Consider the following 17,942-nt stretch of genomic DNA (forward strand, 5'->3'; position numbering starts at 1 on the left):
AATTATATACAGAGGCTTTGCTTCTCACATGTCTTATAGTGTGCTTGAGGCTCTGAGGAAGAGCCCAGAGGAGGTGAGGAAGGTCTTGCTGGCTAGGAGAGTCGACGCATCTCTCGTGGACAAGTTCCTCGCTCTGGACGCCAAGTGGCGTCAGTTGAAAAAAGAGATAGACGAGCTCCGCCACCTCTACAACCAGCTGTCTAGAGAGGGGGCCAAGGCCCCTCCTGAGCGCAGGAGAGAAATATCTGAAAAGGCTAGGGAGCTTGCCGCCAAGTTGGAGAAAGTGGAGGAGGAGGTCAAGGAGTTGGAGAGGCAGAGGGAGGAGCTACTCTACAGTTTTCCGAATCTAATACACGAGTCTGTGCCAGTGTGTCCAGAGGGCGTGGACTCCGTGCCAGTTAGGCACTGGGGCACTGTCAAAGTGAGCAATGCCGCGTTGCAGTCCCTAGACCCAGGCGTAGAGTACGTGGTGGTGGAGAAGGAGCCTGTGGGGCACGCAGATATGGCGGAGGTGGTGTTGCAGATGGCTGACACGCTTAAGGCGGGGGAGGTGGCTGGGAGCAGGTTCTACTACCTCTTCGACGACTTGGTGTGGCTGGACTTTGCCCTCGCCATGTATGCCATGGACCAGCTAGCCCAGAAGGGGTTTAGGCCCGTCATACCGCCCTACATGCTGAAGTTTGATATAATTCGCCGCGTTTTAGACTTTGACACATTTAAGGACGCCATATACAAAATAGAGGGGGAGGACCTCTACCTAATAGCCACGGCTGAGCATGGAATAGCCGCCTACCTCTACAAGAGGGAACTCCTAGAGGAGGAGCTCCCCCAGCTCTATGTCGGGTGGTCTCCGTGCTTTAGGAAAGAGGCCGGCGCCGGGAATAGAGACCTCAAGGGCATATTCAGAGTACACATATTCCACAAGGTGGAGCAGTTCGTCTTTTCTCTCCCAGAGGAGTCGTGGAAGTGGCACGAGGAGATTACCAGAAACACTGAGGAACTCATAAGAGGCCTCGGCCTGCCCTACAGAGTGGTAAACATATGTGCCCACGACTTGGGAGCCCCCGCCGCCAAGAAATACGACATAGAGGTGTGGTACCCCGCGCAGGCCAAGTACAGGGAGTTGGCCAGCTGTTCCAATGTCACAGACTGGCAGTCGTATAGGCTGGGCATCCGCGTGACAAGAAAAGGCATGAAGAAGGAGTATGTCCACACCCTCAACTGCACGGGGTTGGCAACCACGCGCACAATAACCGCCATATTGGAAAACTTCCAACGCGACGACGGCGTAGTTGAAATACCAAAGGCGCTTAGGCCGTATCTAGAGCCCATAAAGGCCGCCCCAAAGGAGTACATATACCCCAGAAGGATCAAGCAACAGCCGCCGAGTTAACCGCGTCGTCAGTGCTTAGGTCCTACATCATTGATCAGCTAGCCTGATCTCTTCACGCGTGTTACATATTGCACAGTTTTAAACCTAGTGCAACTAGAGGCCGTGGGCGCCCAGGAGGTTGTAGTAGGCATAGTGGCAGAGGCCTTTGTCAAATTTGTAACTAGGCTGTGCGAGTGCGAGAAATTAAAGAAACTGCATGAGAGAGACTTCGAGCTTGCCAAAGTCGCCGAAGAAGTTACCAAGGCCCTCTCAGACGGCCGCGAAGGGACTTTCGGCCCCGTAACCATAAAGGTGCAGAAGAAGTTCCTAGGCCGCAGAGAGGTTAAAGTGTGGCTTTACGGAAATGAGGTGGACCCCAACACCCTACTTGCCGAGCTTTCCAAGGCCAAGTCAAGGGCGGCGTGGCTTTTGTCAGACTGCTCAGACCACGCGTTAATCGAGGTATTATACCCATACGAAGACAGATATCTCATAGAGGTGGCCCAGAGGAATATGGAGGAAATTAAGTCGCTGTGCACCGGCGCAACCCCCAAGATAGATTTCGGCGAGGCCCCCGCGCACGTGGTAGAGGGGGTTATGAAGGGCGTAGAGGCGTACCTCTCGCGCCATGCTGGTGCTTAAGCTTACAGGCAGAATTTTCGACGAAGAAGACCTCGTGGCCAAATACGCAGCTATAATAAGGCGCATAGGCGGAAAAGTGGCCGTGGTAACTGGAGGCGGCGAAGTGGCGAGGAGGTACATAGCCATGGCGCGAAAGGGCGGCGCCTCCAACACTTTCCAAGACCTGCTAGGGATATACGCCAGCCGGCTAAACGCCCTCCTGTTAATTTCGCTAATCGGCGACGACGCCTACCCAAAGGCCCCCTCAACAGTGGAAGAGTTCCTCGACGCGTGGAGGAGGCACCGCGTCGTGGTGGCCGGGGGCTTTCAGCCGGGGCAATCCACGGCGACTGTGGCAGCCCTCGTGGCAGAGGCGGCGGGCGCCTCTGTCCTCCTCAACGCGGCAAATATCGACGCCGTGTACGACGACGACCCCAGGAGAAACCCCAACGCTAGAAAAATACCGACGCTTACATACGACGAGCTTGAGAGAATTCTAAAAACAAGCGTCGTGCCAGGGGGCTACGAGCTCGTTGACCCTTGGAGTATATCAATACTGCGGAGGAACTGCGTGACTACATACATATTCGACGGAAGGAGGCCGGAATATGTCGAAGAAATACTGCGGGGTGGGAACCCCGGTAGCAAAATAACGTGTTGACCCCGCGGCAGGGGGCTCGCTCATAGGGGCCGCGTCGGGCCTCTTTAAGCCCCCCACCCGCGGGACTTCTACAACTGTTTTAAAATAGTTTTCTTTCCTCGGGGCCGATGGATTGTATCTTCTGCAAGATTGTCCGCGGGGAGGCGCCAGCGTGGAAAGTGTACGAGGATGACAAATTCGTAGTGATTCTAGACAAGTATCCGGCCTCCTTTGGCCACCTCCTGGTGGTGCCCAAGAGCCACTATGTGAATGTGGTAGATGCGCCGCTTGATGTGGCGACGCGCGGCTTTGAAATCGCCGCAAAGCTTGCCAAGGCCTGGGCCGAGCTGGGGGCAAAGGGGGTCAATATTGTGACAAACGCAGGGCGAGAGGCTGGGCAAGTGGTCTTCCACTTCCATATACATGTGATCCCCAGGTGGGGCGGCTCGCTTGTCTGGCATGGACGCGACGAGATCAAGGAGAGCGAGGCGAGGGAGGTGGTGGAAAAGCTTTCCAAAGTATTACCCAAGTATTTTGGGCGTCCAATTTATTAAGGCGCGGCGCAATGTACGTGAAGCTCACTGACACGGAGAGGAGAGTGGCGGAGCTGTACTCCAAGGGGCTTAGGCCAAGGGAGATCGCGGAGGCGCTGGGGATCTCCATAAACACGGTTTACAAGGCCTTGTCAAAGGCCCGCAGGGCTTACTCCGTAGCCGAGGAAGCGCCTGCCTCACTTCCGCTCTCTGCCTCCTTCTCTGTAAACGTGTACCTCTACCCACCAGCCTCTTTTCAGCCCGTGGCCGTGTCTTCCAGCGGCGCCGTGGCCATATACGACGCTTATGACGCCATAATGAAAAAGCTTGAGAAGATTCTGTCTCTCCTAGAGGGGCGGCAAGAGGCGCCGCGCCGGTGGCCGGTGCGCGAGGAGCCTCGTCCACAGCGCGAAGAGGTCCGCCTCGGCGGAGACGGCCACATGCCGGAGCCTCTTAGGCGAAACGTGTGGATTTCCATTATTAGAAACAAGGCTACTTAGCCAAGATTTTCAGCACAAGGCCGTGGCTCACCGGCTCGTCCGCGGCTAGCCTTTTCCCAGTCCTAACGTCGATGGCGGCTATAAACCTCTCGCCCAGCTCCGTGTGGATTGCATAGGCCACGTCTCTGGCTGTGTAGCTGTGTGGAACTAGGAGGAGGTCCGGGAGCACGTTGCCCGCCTTGTCGCTCATCCTCCTCTCGTCTTCCACGGGGTAGACGGCCACGTATTTGAGCGCGTTGAAAACTGCTGCGTTTATTGCCTGCACAACGCCGGTGCCGCCCCACTTCTTCATGACTTCTGCAATTTTCTCAAGGGCGGCCCTCTGCTGAGGCGTCAACGTCCCGACTACCTCGAAGTGGGGGTCGCCCGGCTTATATTTCACAAGGCCGCGCTCCGCGGCCTTTCGCAGGGCCAACTCAGCCTCGGCGGAGGCCGGGACTATTATGCGGTTTAGGTAAACCTCTCTCAACCTCTTGTACCCCTCCTCCCCCTCTGGGAGGTCCACCTTGTTAGCCACAATTACTATGGGCTTGCTCAGGGAGCGGGCGAGGCGGCTGAAGTTGTAGAAGTCCTCCTCGGCCCACTTGCTAGGCGGCTTTTTGGCCAAACCGGCCCCCTCCAGCGCCTTCTCCACTTCCACGCGTCCAATGCCCAGGCCGCCCAACCTCTCCGACAAGACCTCCGCTATGTTCTTCTTGCTGAATTCCACAAGTCTCACAGTCTTGTCCCAATCCCTCTTGACGATAGAGGCGATCCACATGTCGACCTCCCTCTCTAGAAACTCCACGTCTCTGACTGGGTCGTGGCTCCCAGGCTTAACTACTCTGCCCTCCTCATCGGTGGAGCCTGAGGCGTCTACTATGTGTAAGAGCACGGGGGCCCTCCTCAAGTGGTCTAAAAACTGGTTTCCAAGCCCCCTGCCCTGCCAAGCGCCCGGAACCAGGCCTGCGACGTCTATGAGCTCTACAGGGGCGTAGCACACGCCGTCGATGACCATGTAGCTCCTCGGGTTGCACTTGATTTTTGCACAGGGACAGTCGTCGACGCGCGCGTAGCCGATGCCCACGTTGGGGTCGATAGTGGTAAAGGGCACAGGCGAGATTTTGACGTCTTTCAGAGTCGCCGCGGCGAAGAACGTCGACTTGCCAGCGTTTGGCTTTCCCACGATTCCCACTTGAACGCGTGTCTGCGTGACCACGTATTAAATACTCGACTTGTTTTTAACCATGAGGCGCCTCGTAGCTCTGTTGTTGATAGCGGCTATATTCGTGGCCAGTCCGCCGCTGGGCGTCGCCGCGGCGCTTCTGTACTTAGTGCGGAGGCACGTGGCCGTCTACGCAGTTCTGTGGATCCGCTACGCCAAATGCGACGTGTTGACCGCGTCAGCATCGCTTCTCGCCTTAGCTCTGTCCCTAACCGCGGCAGGCACTGCAAAGATTCCACTGGCGGCGCTGTCGCTGGCCTCTGCGTATTTAACTCCGCTCAAGCCGGGGGTATCGCGTTTGTTGTCCACGGCGGCCATCGCTTTGTCGCTTATACGCCCTGGGCTCCTAGCGCTTGCCGTGGGCGTGCCTGCGGCGGCGTACTTCGCCTATAGAGTAGAGGCCTGCGGCTTCATATGCCAAAAGGCTGACGTGAGGGGGCTCGACGAGGTGGGCTTCGTGCCCTCCCTTGGCGTTGCCTGTTTTTTCGTGAGAGGAGGCCGCGGCGTCGGCAACGTGTACATACGGTTGGGGAGCCTCTACGGGCACTGCCAGCACGTGTTCTGCACCGCGCTGAGCAGAGAGGAATTCGGCAGGCGCGTAGGCCCCTTCTACCGCTACCTCCCCCCGCCGCCTCGCGAGGCCTTTGACGGAGTCATCCGCGCCTCGGCCAGCCCGCGTGCGTTGGTGAATGCGCTAAGGCGGTATTTCAGCGACATTGTGGTAGTTATGGAGTCAGACGACGTGCCTAAGGCGCGGCTAATCTCGCTTTCAAGAGTGGACCCAGCCGCCGCGGCGGCAGTATTAGAGGCAGTATTCGAGCTAGACGCTGGCGACGCCGCGTTGCTAAAGGAGCTTTTAACGCGTGGCAGAGACGAAGTGGCGAGCTGGACTCTCCGCCATCCGTGGCTTCTCGCCGTGCTAGAGCTCTGGGAAGGCGGGGAGGAACCTAGGGGGGCGGTGGCGAGCTCGCTCAGGGGGAGACTGGGCGTAGCCGACTCGCTGGTATATGCGTATGTGAGAAAAATCCCCATTGTCACAGACAGAGAGGAGGTGGCCGCCTATGCAAAACGCTTAGGTATTACCACGTTTCTCATAACGGACAAGCTCTACGGAGACTTCCTCGTTGTGGGTCCCAGGACCGTGGAGACTAGTTTTGGGACATTTGACGTAGAACATGGGATACTGCTGGCGCATCTCGGGGGAGAGTTTTATGCAGATGAAATTTAATAAGGAGGAGCGTTTTATAACATGTGTTAACTAGGGAGGAGTTGGAAAAACTTGCCGAGAAGAGGGTCCCTCAGTTTGTTAGAGATGTTGTGGAACACCCGCCGTTTAGAGTTACTGTGAACACCACGCTTGAGACGCTTGCAGCGTATCTAAGGAAATTCCCCGTGGACGTGGTCCCGGTGTTCAAGTCCGTGTTCTCCGACGAGGTCGCAGGGGTTGTGTATCCACACACGGCGCTTCTTCTTAAGAGCAAGAAGCTCGACGCCAAGGTGGGGGAGTTTTTGAATCAGCCGCTTGTGGTTAAGGAGAGCTGGAGAATTGAGAACGTGGCCGAGATGTTGATAAGCGAGAGCAAGTGGGGCGCCGTCGTAGTAGACGAAGAGGGGAAGTTCGTGGGCGTGGTGTCGCTGAGAGGCCTACTCTCAGCCTTACTTCTGAGGGAGCCGAAGGCCAAGTCCGTCGCCGCGGTATACACGTCGATCGACGAGAAAAAGCCGAGAGTAGGCTTTGTTAAAGCGATAGAGAAGGTGTCTAAGATCTTCCACAAGCTTGTGGGCGGGGAAGTGGACGGCTATGTGGTGTTGAACAGGGAGGGGGGAGCCGCTGGAATATTGACGGTGTGGAATTTCTTGAAGAGTCGGAGGTGGTTTAGGGGATCTGGGGAGCCGCGCGCCATCTTTGGCACGCGGGTTACGAGGGGCGAGAGCAAGCCCAGGGGGGTGGCCAGAGTCTGGAGAATTATGTCCAGGGGGGTCGCCGTGGCGAACCCCGATACTCCCATCACCGACGTGGCCAGGTACATGGCCACCTTCGGAATATACGTAGTGCCCGTCGTAGATAGAAATGGCAAAGTCATAGGCGCGGTCACCGCGTGGGACGTCCTCCACGCGTACCTATACGGCCCCAAGGAGGGGCGCGAAGACGTAGAGGTGAAGACAGCTGTGGAAGTCCCCGTGAGTAAGCCAAGCATGGAGGCCGTCATTAGGTTAAAGCCTGTGAAACACGTGACTGGGCTTAGGGCGCGCGACGTCATGTTGAGCGACGTGCCGATGGTAAACGTGAGAGACCCCCTGTCGAGTATTAGGAAGGCGTTCCTAAGGTCGAAGAGCGGGATCCTCGCGGTAGTGGACGACAGCGGGAAAGTGGTTGGGTTTATAACTAGGAGAGACTTTATGTCGTACATCGCAGAGAAGTCCTTGGGGTACTGGAGGAGGCAGAAGGGAAAACTCCTAGTTCTCAGGGAAGAGGCTCTGCCAGGCGAGCAGGCCAAGTTGGCGGTTGAGGAGGGCACAGCTGGCGACTTGGCCAAGTCTGAGTACCCCACGGTTTCTGAGAGCGCGACGCTGGAGGAGGTGGCGTATAAGATGTTGGCCGCTGGGACAGACTACGTAGTTGTTATAGATAGCGCTGGGCAGCCCATCGGCGTTGTTACAAAAGACGAGCTAGTAAAGGCTTATAAGGAGCGTGGGAGAAGCGTCAAGGTAGGGGAGCTCATGACACCCGCCGACGTGGCGGCGGTAAACCCATTCTCAAGCCTCATGTCAACAACTAGGAAGATAAACGCCTTTGAGCTCGACGGAGTTGTAGTCGTCGAAGGCGGCAACATAATGGGGGTAGTCACGGTGGACGACTTGGCCTTGAGGCCCGTGGAGGAGACTTTGAGAGGAGAGAGGGTAGTGTATTTCACAAAGTCGGGAGTTCTGCGAAAAGCAACAACCGGCCTGTCTAGGCTTAGGTACTCTAAGGTGGGCACCTTAACCGCGCTCGACGTGTCTAGGCCAGTGGATCACGTCGCCAATGTCAATGCAGATGTGAAAGAGGTCCTCGACAAACTCGTGGAGCAGGGCGTTGTCCCAGTGGTAGACGAGCAAGGCCGGCTAGTCGGCGTGTTGAATAAGATGGACATAGTGAAAGACTTGGCCAGGGTGTATGTGACATACGCGATGCCCGAGAAGCTGGCCGAAGTCAAGCAAGTAGAGGAGCGGGCCTAGATTTTTATATCCATAGGTGGACCGAGTCATGTCTAGCGAGGTCATTCTAAAGGTAGCTGAGGCTAGGTCACGCGACGTTGGCCGAAGCATTGTGAGACTCCCCGTGAGAATAATGAGGAAGCTGGGGGTAGAGCCCGGGGACTACGTGGAGGTTATTGGGAGGAAGTCGGCCTATGCGCAAGTGTGGCCCGCCTACCCCGAGGACGAGGATAAGGAGATTATACGCATGGACGGCATCATTAGGCAAAACGCAGGCGTTGGCATAGGCGACACGGTGAAGGTGCGTAAGGTGCAGTTAAAGCCAGCCCAGAGGGTCGTCCTAGCGCCAACAGAGCCTGTGAGAGTAGACCCCGAGTACCTAAAGAAGCAAGTGCTACTTGGGAAACCAATAGCGCGGGGCCAAGCCATCGATGTGCCCTTCTACGGCGGTGCCATAAGATTTGTAGTTGTGCAGGTACAGCCGGGGCCAGCCGCTTACGTCTCCATAGACACAGAGGTTACGGTGAGAGAGGAGCCTGTAAAAGAGGCCGAGCTCACAATACCCAAGGTCACTTGGGAGGATATTGGTGATTTGGAGGATGCTAAGCAGAAGATTAGGGAGCTTGTGGAGCTTCCTCTTCGGCATCCTGAGCTTTTTAAGCACTTGGGGATTGAGCCGCCTAAGGGCATTCTGCTGATTGGGCCTCCTGGCACTGGGAAGACGCTTTTGGCCAAGGCCGTGGCCAACGAGGCTAACGCCTACTTCGTGGCCATTAACGGGCCTGAGATTATGTCCAAATACTACGGCGAGTCTGAGGCTAGGCTGAGAGAGATCTTCGAAGAGGCTAAGAAGAACGCCCCCGCAATCATCTTCATAGACGAGATCGACGCCATAGCGCCCAAGAGAGAGGAGGTGACCGGCGAAGTGGAGAAGAGAGTAGTGGCACAGCTCCTCACCCTAATGGACGGACTACAAGAAAGAGGACAGGTAATAGTCATAGGAGCCACAAACCGCCCAGACGCAGTAGACCCAGCGTTGAGAAGACCGGGAAGATTCGACAGAGAGATCCACATACCTATGCCGGACAAGAGGGCTAGGAGGGAGATATTGGCGGTGCACACTAGGAATATGCCTCTCTGTACCAAGGCCGATGTAGAAAGCGGCGTGTGCAAGCCCGGCGACGAGGTGGATTTAGATAAAATAGCCGAGATGACGCACGGCTACACTGGCGCAGATATAGCGGCGTTGGCAAAGGAGGCGGCCATGAGCGCGTTGAGGAGGGCTATTGAAAACCGCTTGATAAACGTGGACCAAGACGTAATTCCACAGGAGACGCTCAGCAAGCTGAAGGTGGGAATGTCGGACTTCTTAAACGCCATGAAGTACGTGCACCCGACGGTGCTGAGAGAGGTGATAATCGAAGTGCCAGAGGTCCACTGGGACGACATAGGGGGATACGACTCAATTAAGCAGGAGCTCAGGGAGATAGTGGAGTGGCCCATGAAGTATAGACACTACTTCGACGAGCTGGGCGTAGAGCCCCCCAAGGGCATACTGTTGTTCGGCCCACCCGGCGTTGGAAAAACCCTATTCGCCAAGGCGGTGGCTACCGAGTCTGGGGCCAACTTCATAGCGGTGAGGGGGCCAGAGCTGTTGTCCAAGTGGGTCGGCGAGTCGGAGAAGGCCGTCCGCGAGGTGTTTAAAAAGGCCAGGATGGCCGCGCCTTGCGTCATCTTCTTCGACGAGATAGACTCAATAGCGCCTGCCAGAGGCACGCGCCTCGGCGACTCTGGCGTGACGGACAGGATCGTAAACCAGCTCCTCGCCGAGATGGACGGCATAGGCACTCTGAAAAACGTGGTAGTCATGGCGGCCACCAATAGGCCCGACATATTAGACCCCGCGTTGCTGAGGCCCGGCAGATTTGACAGAGTGATATACGTCCCGCCGCCCGACTTCAAGGCCAGGGTAGAGATCTTCAAGGTTCACACGAAGAAGATAAAGCTGGCCGACGACGTCAACATAGAGGAGCTCGCCAAGAGGACTGAGGGCTACACTGGCGCAGACATAGCGGCGTTAGTGAGAGAGGCGGCCATGCTCGCCCTCCGGGAAGTCATCAGAGAGGGCAAAGTGAAGCCCGTCTCAATGAGGCACTTTGAGGAGGCCCTAAAGCGGGTGCCGCCGTCTCTCACACCTGAGGACATAAGGCGGTACGAGGAAATGGCAAAGAGAGTTAGGAGAACAATCGCCGGCCTCTAGAGTAAGTTTAAATAGGGACATCTAACTCGTCCACATGTCAATTTTCGACGAGTTTGAGAGATTTATGAGGAGGTGGCAGAAGTTCTTCGAGGAAATAGAGAGACAGATTGAGGAAGACTTCCGGAGGCTTACAGCGGAGCCGGCCACAAGGGGCGCGGGGAGGCCTAGGTACTACTACTACGGCTTTGAAATTACGATGGGCCCCGATGGGAGGCCCGTGGTAAGAGAATTTGGGAACGTCAGGAGGAGAGCCGACGCCGAGAAGATAGAGGTTGTAGACGAGATAGACCCCCTCACCGACATAGTTGAGGAAGACGACAAGATAAAAGTGGTGGTCGACATGCCCGGCGTGGAGAAGGAGGACATAAAGCTGTACATAAGCGAAGACGGGAAAACGCTAACCATAGACGCGAAAGGCAAAGACAGGAAGTACCACAAGGAGATTAGGCTACCCGCCGCAGTTGACCCCAACAAGGCAAAAGCCACCTATAAAAACGGCGTGCTGTCCGTGGAGCTGGAGAAGACCGAGAAGAGAAAAAAGGGATTTGAGATTAAGATAGAGTAGAAAGCTCCTTAAGCAAGTTCTCAATTTTTTGTTTAACCTCGGCGAATTTTTCCTCGCACTCCTTTACCCTCTTCTCCACCTCCGTGTGTGGCACAAACCACTCGATCTTTGGCTCGCCGAAGATTAGCCTGCCCCCCTCGACGCTGGCCTCCACAGATATGCGGACAATGTCGAGCTTGCCCACCCCCATGGAGACGAGGCGCTCGTAGATCTTCTTATTGAGCTCAGAAGTGGCTCTCACAATCTCCTCCTTGGGAACAACGCCGCCGAATACCGCGAAGGCAGTCCTCCTAAGCTTGTCGGCGAACCTCGCCGCTATGACCACGCCCGTCCTAATCTCGTACCTATTGGGGGCCTTTAAGAGGTGGCCGCCGTACAGCTCCACGCTCTCCTGAGCCTTCTCAATGTCACGCTGTACGTTCTCTTCGAGCTTCCACGCCATGTCAAATAGTACAAGTTATTTATAATAGTTACTTAGGCCGTGGACCTAATAATTAAGACAAGGAGAGGATTTGAGAAACTGGCGGCGTCATACATAAAAGAGCTGGTAGGCGAGGGTGCTGAGGTGTTGCCAGCGCCGAGCGGGTACTTAGGCATAGTGGTCGTAAAAGGCCTCGGCGAGGGGAAGTGGAAAATCGCCGAGCTAATAGCCGAAAAGGTGCTCGAGGCGGACAGAATTCTCGTGGTAGAGGAAGTTGTCAAGGCGGACATCGCCGAGATTGAGAAGGCGGCTGTGGAAGTGGCCAAGCGGTATATCTCGCCTGGCGACACCTTCGCCATTAGGACCACCAGGAGGGGTACGCACCCCTTTACGTCAATTGACGTAAATGTAAGAGTGGGCGCCGCGGTCAAGGAGGCCACGGGGGCCGAGGTCGACCTAGAGGAACCGGCGAAGCCTCTATACGTGGAAATATTTCAAGACGTAGCCGCAGTGTGCGTGCCAGCCACTAGAGAGTACAGAAAGTTGCGCAGAGACAAGCCCCTGACGCTCAACGCCCTGAGGAAAGTTGCCATTGGGCAAATGGTGTACGAGGGTGACGACGAGGCGGTGAAAAAGATGGGCGAGAGAATCGGAAGAGCGGCCCAGACCTTTGAAGTGGCAGAGCTGGCGATCCTTTTGCACAAGCAGATCCCCGCGAGGACGCTACGCGTCTTCCTCGAGGCCGTGGAGGCCGGCGTCGAGAGTAGATACCAAATACAGACGAGGAGCTACGGGAGGCCTGTTCACAAGGTCCCCATATCTGTCTACGAGCTCTACCAATACGTGAGAAGCAGGGCGGGCGAGCCGCTGATAGTCACAGACCCCAAAGGCGACTATGTAACAGCGGTGAAAGAGAGGCTAGCCCAGCTCTTCGCCCGTGAGAGAGTAAACGTCTTAATAGGCGCCAGAGAGGGCATACCCCCCGGCATATACCGATTCGCCGACGTGGTGGTAGACCTAATACCCGAGGTAACCATAGCCACAGACTTCGTAATCCCCTCCCTAATGATAGCCTTTACCACGGCCCTGGAGGAGGCAGGCGCCCTGCCGAGATATGCGGGAAAGCGGGTAAAACATAAATAGGTCGTTGAACCCATCCACGATGTCCACGGCAGAGACACCGCAACAGCCACAGCAACAACAAAAGCTCAGGTGGGGCATAGCGTGGATATACTCGTCGTCAAACAACACCATTATCACAATTACAGACCTCACAGGCGCCGAGACGGTGGCGCGGGTAAGCGGAGGCATGGTGGTACGCGCAGACAAAGACAAGCCGTCGCCCTGGGCCGCCATGCAGGCGGCGTACAAGGCGGCGCAACTAGCCCTCGCCAGGGGGATCAACGCAGTGCACATAAAGGTAAGAGGCCCCGGGGGCTACGGCATGAAGGTGCCCGGCCCCGGCGCCTCCGCCGCAATACGCGCCTTGGCTCGCTCCGGCTTAGTGATAGGCAGAATAGAGGACGTCACCCCCATACCGCACGACACTATTAGGCCCCCCAGCGGCCGCAAAGGCAGAAGAGTGTAAATGGAAAAGAAGGACTGCCTAATCGCCGTCTTTGAAAACTGTAAGGGGGTAGACGGGGTCAAGCTCTTGAGAGAGGCGCGTATAAAGGCGCGAAAGCTCATAATACTCACCAAATGTCCCAAGCCCACAGACGCCTTCCCCATAGTCAAGGCCGTGGCAGACAACAACATGGACTTCCCCGTGAGACACTACCACGGCGCCGAGCCAGCAGACGCCGTAGCCCTAGAGAAGTGTGCAACATACGAGGTAGTGTCCGTTGAATAACTACGCCACAAGCCTGCTCACCTCCTGAAGTGGTACATACTTTATAAAGACGGGAGCAGTGGCTGTCGGTGATGAGTAGGCATTTGTGGCTTTCAATGGCCGGCGCCGGAAATGCTGACCTCGGTGTGTTGAATGAACCATACGTAGAACACCTACCCTAGTGTTAACGCACTTGGTGCAAAAAGGGCCTTGTTTATCAGCGTAGCTCAGCCTCTTCACCTATCGTTCTACTACCCTCATCACTTCTCTTCTCACTAAGCTGTCCCGCTAAAAGCTTTTTACTGGGAGACGTGGCTCTTCTGTGGAGGCTGTGTTGAGCAAGGCGTTGCCCGACGGCCGTATAGAGTGTACAGCTTGTGCTAGGCGGTGTAGGCTGAGGGAGGGCCAGACCGGCTTCTGTGGCGTGAGGAGCGTCAGAGGAGGCAAGCTGCGGCTCGACGTCTACGGCTTAATTTCGGCCATAGCGGTGGATCCGATCGAGAAAAAGCCACTCACCCACTTCTACCCAGGCGCCCTTGTCCTTTCGTTTTCAACATTCGGCTGCAACTGGGCGTGCCAGTACTGTCAAAATTTTGAGATTAGCCAGAGGAGGAAGGCCGAGGGGTTTGAGGTAACGCCTGAGCTCCTTGTCAAATTGGCCGAGAGCTACGGGGCGCACGGCATAACGTACACGTACAACGAGCCCACAATCTTCATCGAGTTTGCCCACGACGTAGGAGTATTGGCCAGGTCTAGGGGCCTTTTCAACACCTTTGTGACAAATGGGTATATGACCCCCGAGGCTGTGAAATACGCAAGCGAGTTCCTAGACGCGGCCACTGTGGACTTCAAGGGGAATGCTGACGAGAAGTTCCTAAGGCGCTACGTCTATGTCCCAGACGCCGAGCCGATATTCGAGACGTTGGCAGAGATGAAGCGGCATGGGATTTGGGTAGAGGTCACAGACCTCGTGGTGCCCCGCGTCGGCGACGACTTAGAAAAGGCGAGGAGACTCGTGAGGAGAGTCATAGACATCCTAGGCCCCGACGTCCCCATACACTTCCTCCGCTTCCACCCAGACTACAAGATGATGAACCTCCCGCCCACGCCGGTGGAGACCTTGGAGAAACACGTGGAGGTGGCCAAGGAGGAGGGGGCCCGCTTTGCTTACGTGGGGAACGTCCCCGGCCACAAGTACGAGCACACCTACTGCCCCGAGTGTGGAAACGTGGTGATCAAGAGGAGGGGGTTCGACATCCTTGAGATAAACCTCGTCGAGAGGGGCGGGGAGTATAGGTGCAAGTTCTGCGGCGCCAAGATACCCATCAGGGGGAAGATCATGCCCACGTGGAGAGACGAGTTTAGGTTTGTCTACGTCCCCATAAACGCCTTCGCGCGGTATGTGAAACGGGCTTAAGGGATCCGACCTCCTCGCCGCCCTGGGTTCCCCCGTGGGCGGGTCATTGGTTCCCCCCATTGGTCGGGGTTTCATCCGTCATTTGGGGGGCGGTCGGGGAGGCCGGAGTTCCCCCCATGTCGAATGCCCGGGGGCGATCCCCCGGGCGACAACGCATGTGAGAATGAACGAGGGTGTTTATAAGATTAGCTCGGCGTTAAGATCGCCAGTGGGGAAAAAGCGGGGTTACCCAACACCTCGCGGGCCCTCCTTTCGATGTTTAACACGGCGACGACGTCTCTTCCGGCTTCGAAGCCGCAGACCGTGCACCTCATCCGCCTATGCCCTACTTCTTCCATCTTCCCGCCGCATTTGGGGCACATCGTCGATGGAGACTGGGCCGAGGACTATTGCCACAAAGGCGGCTAGCGACATTATGCTCCAGGTGGGCAGATGGGGGTAGAGGGGCCTGGCCGCCATGCCTCCTACCACAATGGTGAGGAGCAACAGGGCCACTAAGGCATCGCCCATGGAAAGGGATAAATAAGGGGGCGCAAATTAGCTGTGTGCAACGTATCAAGAGGATATTCACCAGTGGAGTGGAGGACGTCAAGGCAAAAATAGCCTCGCACCTAGAGCTGTCACGCCAGTCGCTTGAGGTCCTCCTCCAGTTGCTCTCCGCGCGGGCCACGGCTAAGAGCGACGTGGACGAGGCCATGAGAAAAATCACTGCGCTGGAGAGAGAAGGCGACGAGATCATCAGAGGCTTGGTGGACGAGGTGACGCAGGGGGCAGTCGTCCCCACAGTGACAAACCTCGTCTTAATTCTCCTTGACAACGTGGACAACGTCTTAGACTTAATCTACTTCGCCGTGAAGGAGATAAGGAGGGGCTTCCACCTGTGGCAAAAGGAGAGCGTATACGCCATAGTTGCAAACGAGGTCAGAGAGATATTCAACTTGATAAAGTCGATGTTGGAGTACTTCCAAAAGATGTTAAGCGCCGGGAAGGTCGAAGAGGTGAAGCACTATGCCAGAATAGTAAGCTCGCTCGAGGAGGAAATCGACGAGATAAAAGAGGACGTGTTAGACAAAATATACGGCCTCGAGCTAACCGCCGTCGAGTTCAACCACTTAGTCACATTGGTATTCACCGCGGATAGGATAGCAGACAATATACAAGACGCGGCGTACCACCTCGTCACAGTGGTGTCCTCGGCCTAATGATATACCCCGCGGTACTTGCCTTCCTACTAGCCTACAACAACTCGCTTGTGTTGCTCGGCCCCACCGCCTGGGGCTCGGGGGCCGGGCCCCGGAGGTCCTTCGCCATAGCCTTGGCAGGCCAGATGTTGGGAATGGCCACGAGCAACCTACAACCGCTGAAGATAGGCACCGCGGAGTTTTTCTACATATCGGCGCTGTACGTTGCGCTGACGGCGGCGAAGATAAGTCTCCCGGTCGCAGTCGTCACCTACGCAATCCACAGGCCAAGCCTAGACGCTGCGCTGTTCTGGTTGCTCTCCCCCGCAGTCGCCCTCTCCGCCTACGCCTACGAGGCCGTGGGCGGCAGATATACGACGCTACTGACGCTGTTCGCAGTTATGTACGCCTTCGGCTACAACAACCTAGCCCTATTCGCAGAAAACTACGCACTGACGGCAGTTGCGGCGGCTGCGGGGACTTACCTAGGCCTCAGCTACTCCCGCTGGGTCTTAGACCTAGCGGCGCTGAGGAGCAAGGTGGCAAATTCGGTGAACCTCGCCGCGGCGACAGCCGCGGCGCTGGGGACGGCGCTGGGAATTCCCATCTCGTTCACCCTAGTGGCATACTCCGCCCTACTAGTCACATCGCTGAGGCACAGGATAAGGGTAATAAAAGTTGAGAAATTTGTAAAAGCCTACCTCTCCATTGCAGTGGCGGTGGTGGCCGCGGCTATATTTCCCGCTCTAAGACAACTACTTCAACTCCAGGCCCCACAAGCGACTTGAACTCCTCTGCGTCTCTCCTCGACCCAACAATGGCGCCGTAGTGCATGGGAATTGCCACCCTCGGCCTTATTGTATTTATAAACTCGGCGGCCTCTCGCGCCGTCATTACATAAACCCCAGAAACTGGAACTAACACAACGTCGGCCTTCACGTCTCTAAACTCTGGCACAAAGTCGCTATCCCCGGCGTGGAAAATCCTCACGCCGCCCCACTCAATGAGATACGCCACTCTCCCATCCTCCCTAGGGTGAAACACGACGCCACGCGCCGGGTCTCTAAACTTGTTTATGTTGTAGGCGGGGTAGGCGGTCACCCTCAGCGGACCCAAGTCGATAGACGCCCCCGGCGAAATCTCTACCACGTTCTGAGCGGCCTTACTCACACAGGCCTTAGCCACCCGCGGCGCCACCACCCTCGTAGAAGGCTTCAAGACGCGCTGAATAGAAGGCGGGTCACAGTGGTCAAAATGCTCATGCGTGACGAGGATAAAGTCCGCCTTGGGCTCCCCCACCTGTAGCTGAAACGGGTCAATATACACAACTACGCCGCCCCCCACAATCCTAAACCCATCATGGCCAAGCCAAGATATCTCGAGATTCCCAAACTTAAAAGGCATGGAAAAAAGGTGGGTTTTGGGGTTTTTACTTTTTCTTGCCTAGTAGGCGGTATACTTTGATGCCGGTGTATGGGGACTTGGCCACTGCAAACATCATTGGCCCACGAGCAGTCTGCTTCTCCACCACCTCATACTGATCCGTCTCAAACGCCTGCTTCGCTTTTATGTCGTAGAACTTCAACTTCTGCTTCTTCGACATGGCCCTACGAAACGTGTCCCCATTTATAAAAAACGGTTAAAATAACGAGTCCCAAGGCCGATAATTTTTTAAAACAGACAAGTGTGAAGCTCCCAGCGGCGGTAGTCTAGCCTGGTTTAGGATGGCGAGGGCGCAGCCCCCACACGCCTGCCAAGCCGTTGATCCCGGGTTCAAATCCCGGCCGCCGCATGCCCGGTTTCCTCTACTTCAACATGCTACACCCCATTCTCCAAGGCGACGCATTGGGAATAGGCGATGTAGGAAGCGCACTAGCGGGGCGCTAAACTTTTAAACAACGGGTTTAGAGACGCACAGGGCCCGTAGCTCAGCCTGGTAGAGCGGCGGGCTCTTAACCCGTAGGTCGTGGGTTCAGGCAAAGCCGCCTACGAATCCCACCGGGCCCGCCACTTTGCTTTTCATCTACAATGCTTGTTGTGGCTTTTCTAATGGCTAGCAGCTCTACTACGCTGGTTGAGTTCACGTTGGCCTTGATATTTGCACAAGCATTTCAACTATTAGCTCCTTCTTAAGCGCTATCAGTGTTTGTCATAGAGTCTGTATCATGTACGGCCACGGCATTCATCAGTGGTCAGTTT

General features: G+C 56.1%; 21 protein-coding genes and 2 tRNA genes. 17 read left to right on the top strand and 6 right to left on the bottom strand.

Features of this window, described 5'->3' with window-relative positions; translation table 11 throughout:
* Window positions 1-28: 28 nt before the first annotated feature.
* The 5 genes from serS to PCAL_RS09550 all read left to right on the top strand — a co-directional run bounded on the left by serS (window position 29) and on the right by PCAL_RS09550 (window position 3,666).
* Complete coding sequence (gene serS / locus PCAL_RS09530; RefSeq protein WP_011850478.1) at window positions 29-1,393, top strand: serine--tRNA ligase; 1,365 nt, start codon at window positions 29-31, stop codon at window positions 1,391-1,393.
* Between the two features lie 102 nt (window positions 1,394-1,495).
* Window positions 1,496-2,014, top strand: coding sequence for a hypothetical protein (locus PCAL_RS09535; RefSeq protein WP_193322671.1), 519 nt, complete (start codon window positions 1,496-1,498; stop codon window positions 2,012-2,014).
* On the top strand, window positions 2,001-2,654 hold the full coding sequence (gene pyrH, locus PCAL_RS09540) for a UMP kinase (protein ID WP_011850480.1): 654 nt from the start codon (window positions 2,001-2,003) through the stop codon (window positions 2,652-2,654). The genes PCAL_RS09535 and pyrH overlap by 14 nt, the downstream gene beginning before the upstream one ends.
* A 107-nt stretch (window positions 2,655-2,761) precedes the next feature.
* Window positions 2,762-3,187, top strand: a complete 426-nt coding sequence (locus PCAL_RS09545) for an HIT family protein (protein ID WP_011850481.1) — start codon at window positions 2,762-2,764, stop codon at window positions 3,185-3,187.
* Between the two features lie 11 nt (window positions 3,188-3,198).
* Window positions 3,199-3,666, top strand: coding sequence for a helix-turn-helix transcriptional regulator (locus PCAL_RS09550; protein ID WP_193322672.1), 468 nt, complete (start codon window positions 3,199-3,201; stop codon window positions 3,664-3,666).
* On the opposite strand, the gene PCAL_RS09555 is transcribed toward PCAL_RS09550, so the two are convergent.
* Window positions 3,659-4,864, bottom strand: coding sequence for a redox-regulated ATPase YchF (locus PCAL_RS09555; protein WP_011850482.1), 1,206 nt, complete (start codon window positions 4,862-4,864; stop codon window positions 3,659-3,661). The two genes, PCAL_RS09550 and PCAL_RS09555, sit on opposite strands and share 8 nt — an antisense overlap.
* A 28-nt stretch (window positions 4,865-4,892) precedes the next feature.
* Between PCAL_RS09555 and PCAL_RS09560 the strand changes: the two genes are divergently transcribed.
* The 4 genes from PCAL_RS09560 to hsp20 are packed head-to-tail and all read left to right on the top strand — an operon-like array spanning window position 4,893 to window position 10,893.
* Complete coding sequence (locus tag PCAL_RS09560; RefSeq protein ID WP_011850483.1) at window positions 4,893-6,098, top strand: hypothetical protein; 1,206 nt, start codon at window positions 4,893-4,895, stop codon at window positions 6,096-6,098.
* A gap of 23 nt (window positions 6,099-6,121) precedes the next feature.
* Entirely contained in the window at window positions 6,122-8,089 is a 1,968-nt protein-coding gene (locus PCAL_RS09565) for a CBS domain-containing protein (protein WP_011850484.1), read from the top strand.
* 28 nt (window positions 8,090-8,117) lie between these two features.
* Window positions 8,118-10,328 (top strand): CDC48 family AAA ATPase, encoded by a 2,211-nt coding sequence (locus PCAL_RS09570; protein ID WP_011850485.1) that lies wholly within the window; start codon window positions 8,118-8,120, stop codon window positions 10,326-10,328.
* A gap of 34 nt (window positions 10,329-10,362) precedes the next feature.
* Window positions 10,363-10,893 carry an archaeal heat shock protein Hsp20 gene (gene hsp20 / locus PCAL_RS09575; protein WP_011850486.1) on the top strand — a complete coding sequence of 177 codons (531 nt, stop codon included), beginning with the start codon at window positions 10,363-10,365 and terminating at the stop codon, window positions 10,891-10,893.
* On the opposite strand, the gene PCAL_RS09580 is transcribed toward hsp20, so the two are convergent.
* Window positions 10,880-11,335 carry a DUF2258 domain-containing protein gene (locus PCAL_RS09580; protein WP_011850487.1) on the bottom strand — a complete coding sequence of 152 codons (456 nt, stop codon included), beginning with the start codon at window positions 11,333-11,335 and terminating at the stop codon, window positions 10,880-10,882. The genes hsp20 and PCAL_RS09580 overlap by 14 nt on opposite strands.
* A gap of 39 nt (window positions 11,336-11,374) precedes the next feature.
* Between PCAL_RS09580 and PCAL_RS09585 the strand changes: the two genes are divergently transcribed.
* From PCAL_RS09585 to amrS, 4 genes are all read left to right on the top strand, one after another.
* Window positions 11,375-12,457, top strand: coding sequence for an SPOUT family RNA methylase (locus tag PCAL_RS09585; protein WP_011850488.1), 1,083 nt, complete (start codon window positions 11,375-11,377; stop codon window positions 12,455-12,457).
* A 19-nt stretch (window positions 12,458-12,476) separates the two neighbouring features.
* Window positions 12,477-12,902, top strand: a complete 426-nt coding sequence (locus PCAL_RS09590; RefSeq protein WP_011850489.1) for a 30S ribosomal protein S11 — start codon at window positions 12,477-12,479, stop codon at window positions 12,900-12,902.
* Window positions 12,903-13,166, top strand: coding sequence for a hypothetical protein (locus PCAL_RS09595; protein WP_011850490.1), 264 nt, complete (start codon window positions 12,903-12,905; stop codon window positions 13,164-13,166).
* 301 nt (window positions 13,167-13,467) lie between these two features.
* Window positions 13,468-14,562: an AmmeMemoRadiSam system radical SAM enzyme gene (amrS, locus tag PCAL_RS09600; protein WP_011850491.1), complete on the top strand. Its 1,095-nt coding sequence runs from the start codon at window positions 13,468-13,470 to the stop codon at window positions 14,560-14,562.
* Between the two features lie 185 nt (window positions 14,563-14,747).
* Here amrS and PCAL_RS09605 read toward each other — a convergent pair whose 3' ends face one another.
* Window positions 14,748-14,924 (bottom strand): zinc ribbon domain-containing protein, encoded by a 177-nt coding sequence (locus PCAL_RS09605; RefSeq protein ID WP_226951946.1) that lies wholly within the window; start codon window positions 14,922-14,924, stop codon window positions 14,748-14,750.
* On the bottom strand, window positions 14,881-15,072 hold the full coding sequence (locus tag PCAL_RS09610) for a hypothetical protein (RefSeq protein ID WP_011850492.1): 192 nt from the start codon (window positions 15,070-15,072) through the stop codon (window positions 14,881-14,883). The genes PCAL_RS09605 and PCAL_RS09610 overlap by 44 nt, the downstream gene beginning before the upstream one ends.
* A gap of 35 nt (window positions 15,073-15,107) precedes the next feature.
* On the opposite strand from PCAL_RS09610, the gene PCAL_RS09615 reads away from it, so the two are divergent.
* Window positions 15,108-15,764: a DUF47 family protein gene (locus tag PCAL_RS09615; RefSeq protein WP_011850493.1), complete on the top strand. Its 657-nt coding sequence runs from the start codon at window positions 15,108-15,110 to the stop codon at window positions 15,762-15,764.
* Entirely contained in the window at window positions 15,764-16,531 is a 768-nt protein-coding gene (locus PCAL_RS09620; protein WP_011850494.1) for a hypothetical protein, read from the top strand. The genes PCAL_RS09615 and PCAL_RS09620 overlap by 1 nt, the downstream gene beginning before the upstream one ends.
* On the opposite strand, the gene PCAL_RS09625 is transcribed toward PCAL_RS09620, so the two are convergent.
* Both PCAL_RS09625 and cc1 read right to left on the bottom strand, forming a co-directional pair.
* Complete coding sequence (locus tag PCAL_RS09625; RefSeq protein ID WP_011850495.1) at window positions 16,476-17,147, bottom strand: MBL fold metallo-hydrolase; 672 nt, start codon at window positions 17,145-17,147, stop codon at window positions 16,476-16,478. The genes PCAL_RS09620 and PCAL_RS09625 overlap by 56 nt on opposite strands.
* Window positions 17,148-17,172: 25 nt before the next feature.
* Window positions 17,173-17,346 (bottom strand): DNA-binding protein CC1, encoded by a 174-nt coding sequence (cc1, locus tag PCAL_RS09630; RefSeq protein ID WP_011850438.1) that lies wholly within the window; start codon window positions 17,344-17,346, stop codon window positions 17,173-17,175.
* A gap of 95 nt (window positions 17,347-17,441) precedes the next feature.
* Between cc1 and PCAL_RS09635 the strand changes: the two genes are divergently transcribed.
* Window positions 17,442-17,535 (top strand) — tRNA-Gly (locus PCAL_RS09635).
* A 125-nt stretch (window positions 17,536-17,660) separates the two neighbouring features.
* Window positions 17,661-17,753 (top strand) — tRNA-Lys (locus PCAL_RS09640).
* Window positions 17,754-17,942: the final 189 nt, after the last annotated feature.

The organism is Pyrobaculum calidifontis JCM 11548, from assembly GCF_000015805.1.
In the GTDB taxonomy this organism is placed as follows: domain Archaea; phylum Thermoproteota; class Thermoprotei; order Thermoproteales; family Thermoproteaceae; genus Pyrobaculum; species Pyrobaculum calidifontis.

What these genes read in the sequence shown, in the direction of transcription:
- PCAL_RS09580 (WP_011850487.1), bottom strand. Translation starts at nt 11,335, where the DNA reads ATGGCGTGGAAGCTCGAAGAGAACGTACAGCGTGACATTGAGAAGGCT.
- PCAL_RS09570 (WP_011850485.1), top strand. Translation starts at nt 8,118, where the DNA reads ATGTCTAGCGAGGTCATTCTAAAGGTAGCTGAGGCTAGGTCACGCGAC.
- serS (WP_011850478.1), top strand. Translation starts at nt 29, where the DNA reads ATGTCTTATAGTGTGCTTGAGGCTCTGAGGAAGAGCCCAGAGGAGGTG.
- PCAL_RS09620 (WP_011850494.1), top strand. Translation starts at nt 15,764, where the DNA reads ATGATATACCCCGCGGTACTTGCCTTCCTACTAGCCTACAACAACTCG.
- PCAL_RS09590 (WP_011850489.1), top strand. Translation starts at nt 12,477, where the DNA reads ATGTCCACGGCAGAGACACCGCAACAGCCACAGCAACAACAAAAGCTC.
- PCAL_RS09625 (WP_011850495.1), bottom strand. Translation starts at nt 17,147, where the DNA reads ATGCCTTTTAAGTTTGGGAATCTCGAGATATCTTGGCTTGGCCATGAT.
- PCAL_RS09595 (WP_011850490.1), top strand. Translation starts at nt 12,903, where the DNA reads ATGGAAAAGAAGGACTGCCTAATCGCCGTCTTTGAAAACTGTAAGGGG.
- PCAL_RS09605 (WP_226951946.1), bottom strand. Translation starts at nt 14,924, where the DNA reads ATGTGCCCCAAATGCGGCGGGAAGATGGAAGAAGTAGGGCATAGGCGG.
- cc1 (WP_011850438.1), bottom strand. Translation starts at nt 17,346, where the DNA reads ATGTCGAAGAAGCAGAAGTTGAAGTTCTACGACATAAAAGCGAAGCAG.
- PCAL_RS09550 (WP_193322672.1), top strand. Translation starts at nt 3,199, where the DNA reads ATGTACGTGAAGCTCACTGACACGGAGAGGAGAGTGGCGGAGCTGTAC.
- PCAL_RS09610 (WP_011850492.1), bottom strand. Translation starts at nt 15,072, where the DNA reads ATGGGCGATGCCTTAGTGGCCCTGTTGCTCCTCACCATTGTGGTAGGA.
- pyrH (WP_011850480.1), top strand. Translation starts at nt 2,001, where the DNA reads ATGCTGGTGCTTAAGCTTACAGGCAGAATTTTCGACGAAGAAGACCTC.
- PCAL_RS09545 (WP_011850481.1), top strand. Translation starts at nt 2,762, where the DNA reads ATGGATTGTATCTTCTGCAAGATTGTCCGCGGGGAGGCGCCAGCGTGG.
- PCAL_RS09560 (WP_011850483.1), top strand. Translation starts at nt 4,893, where the DNA reads ATGAGGCGCCTCGTAGCTCTGTTGTTGATAGCGGCTATATTCGTGGCC.
- hsp20 (WP_011850486.1), top strand. Translation starts at nt 10,363, where the DNA reads ATGTCAATTTTCGACGAGTTTGAGAGATTTATGAGGAGGTGGCAGAAG.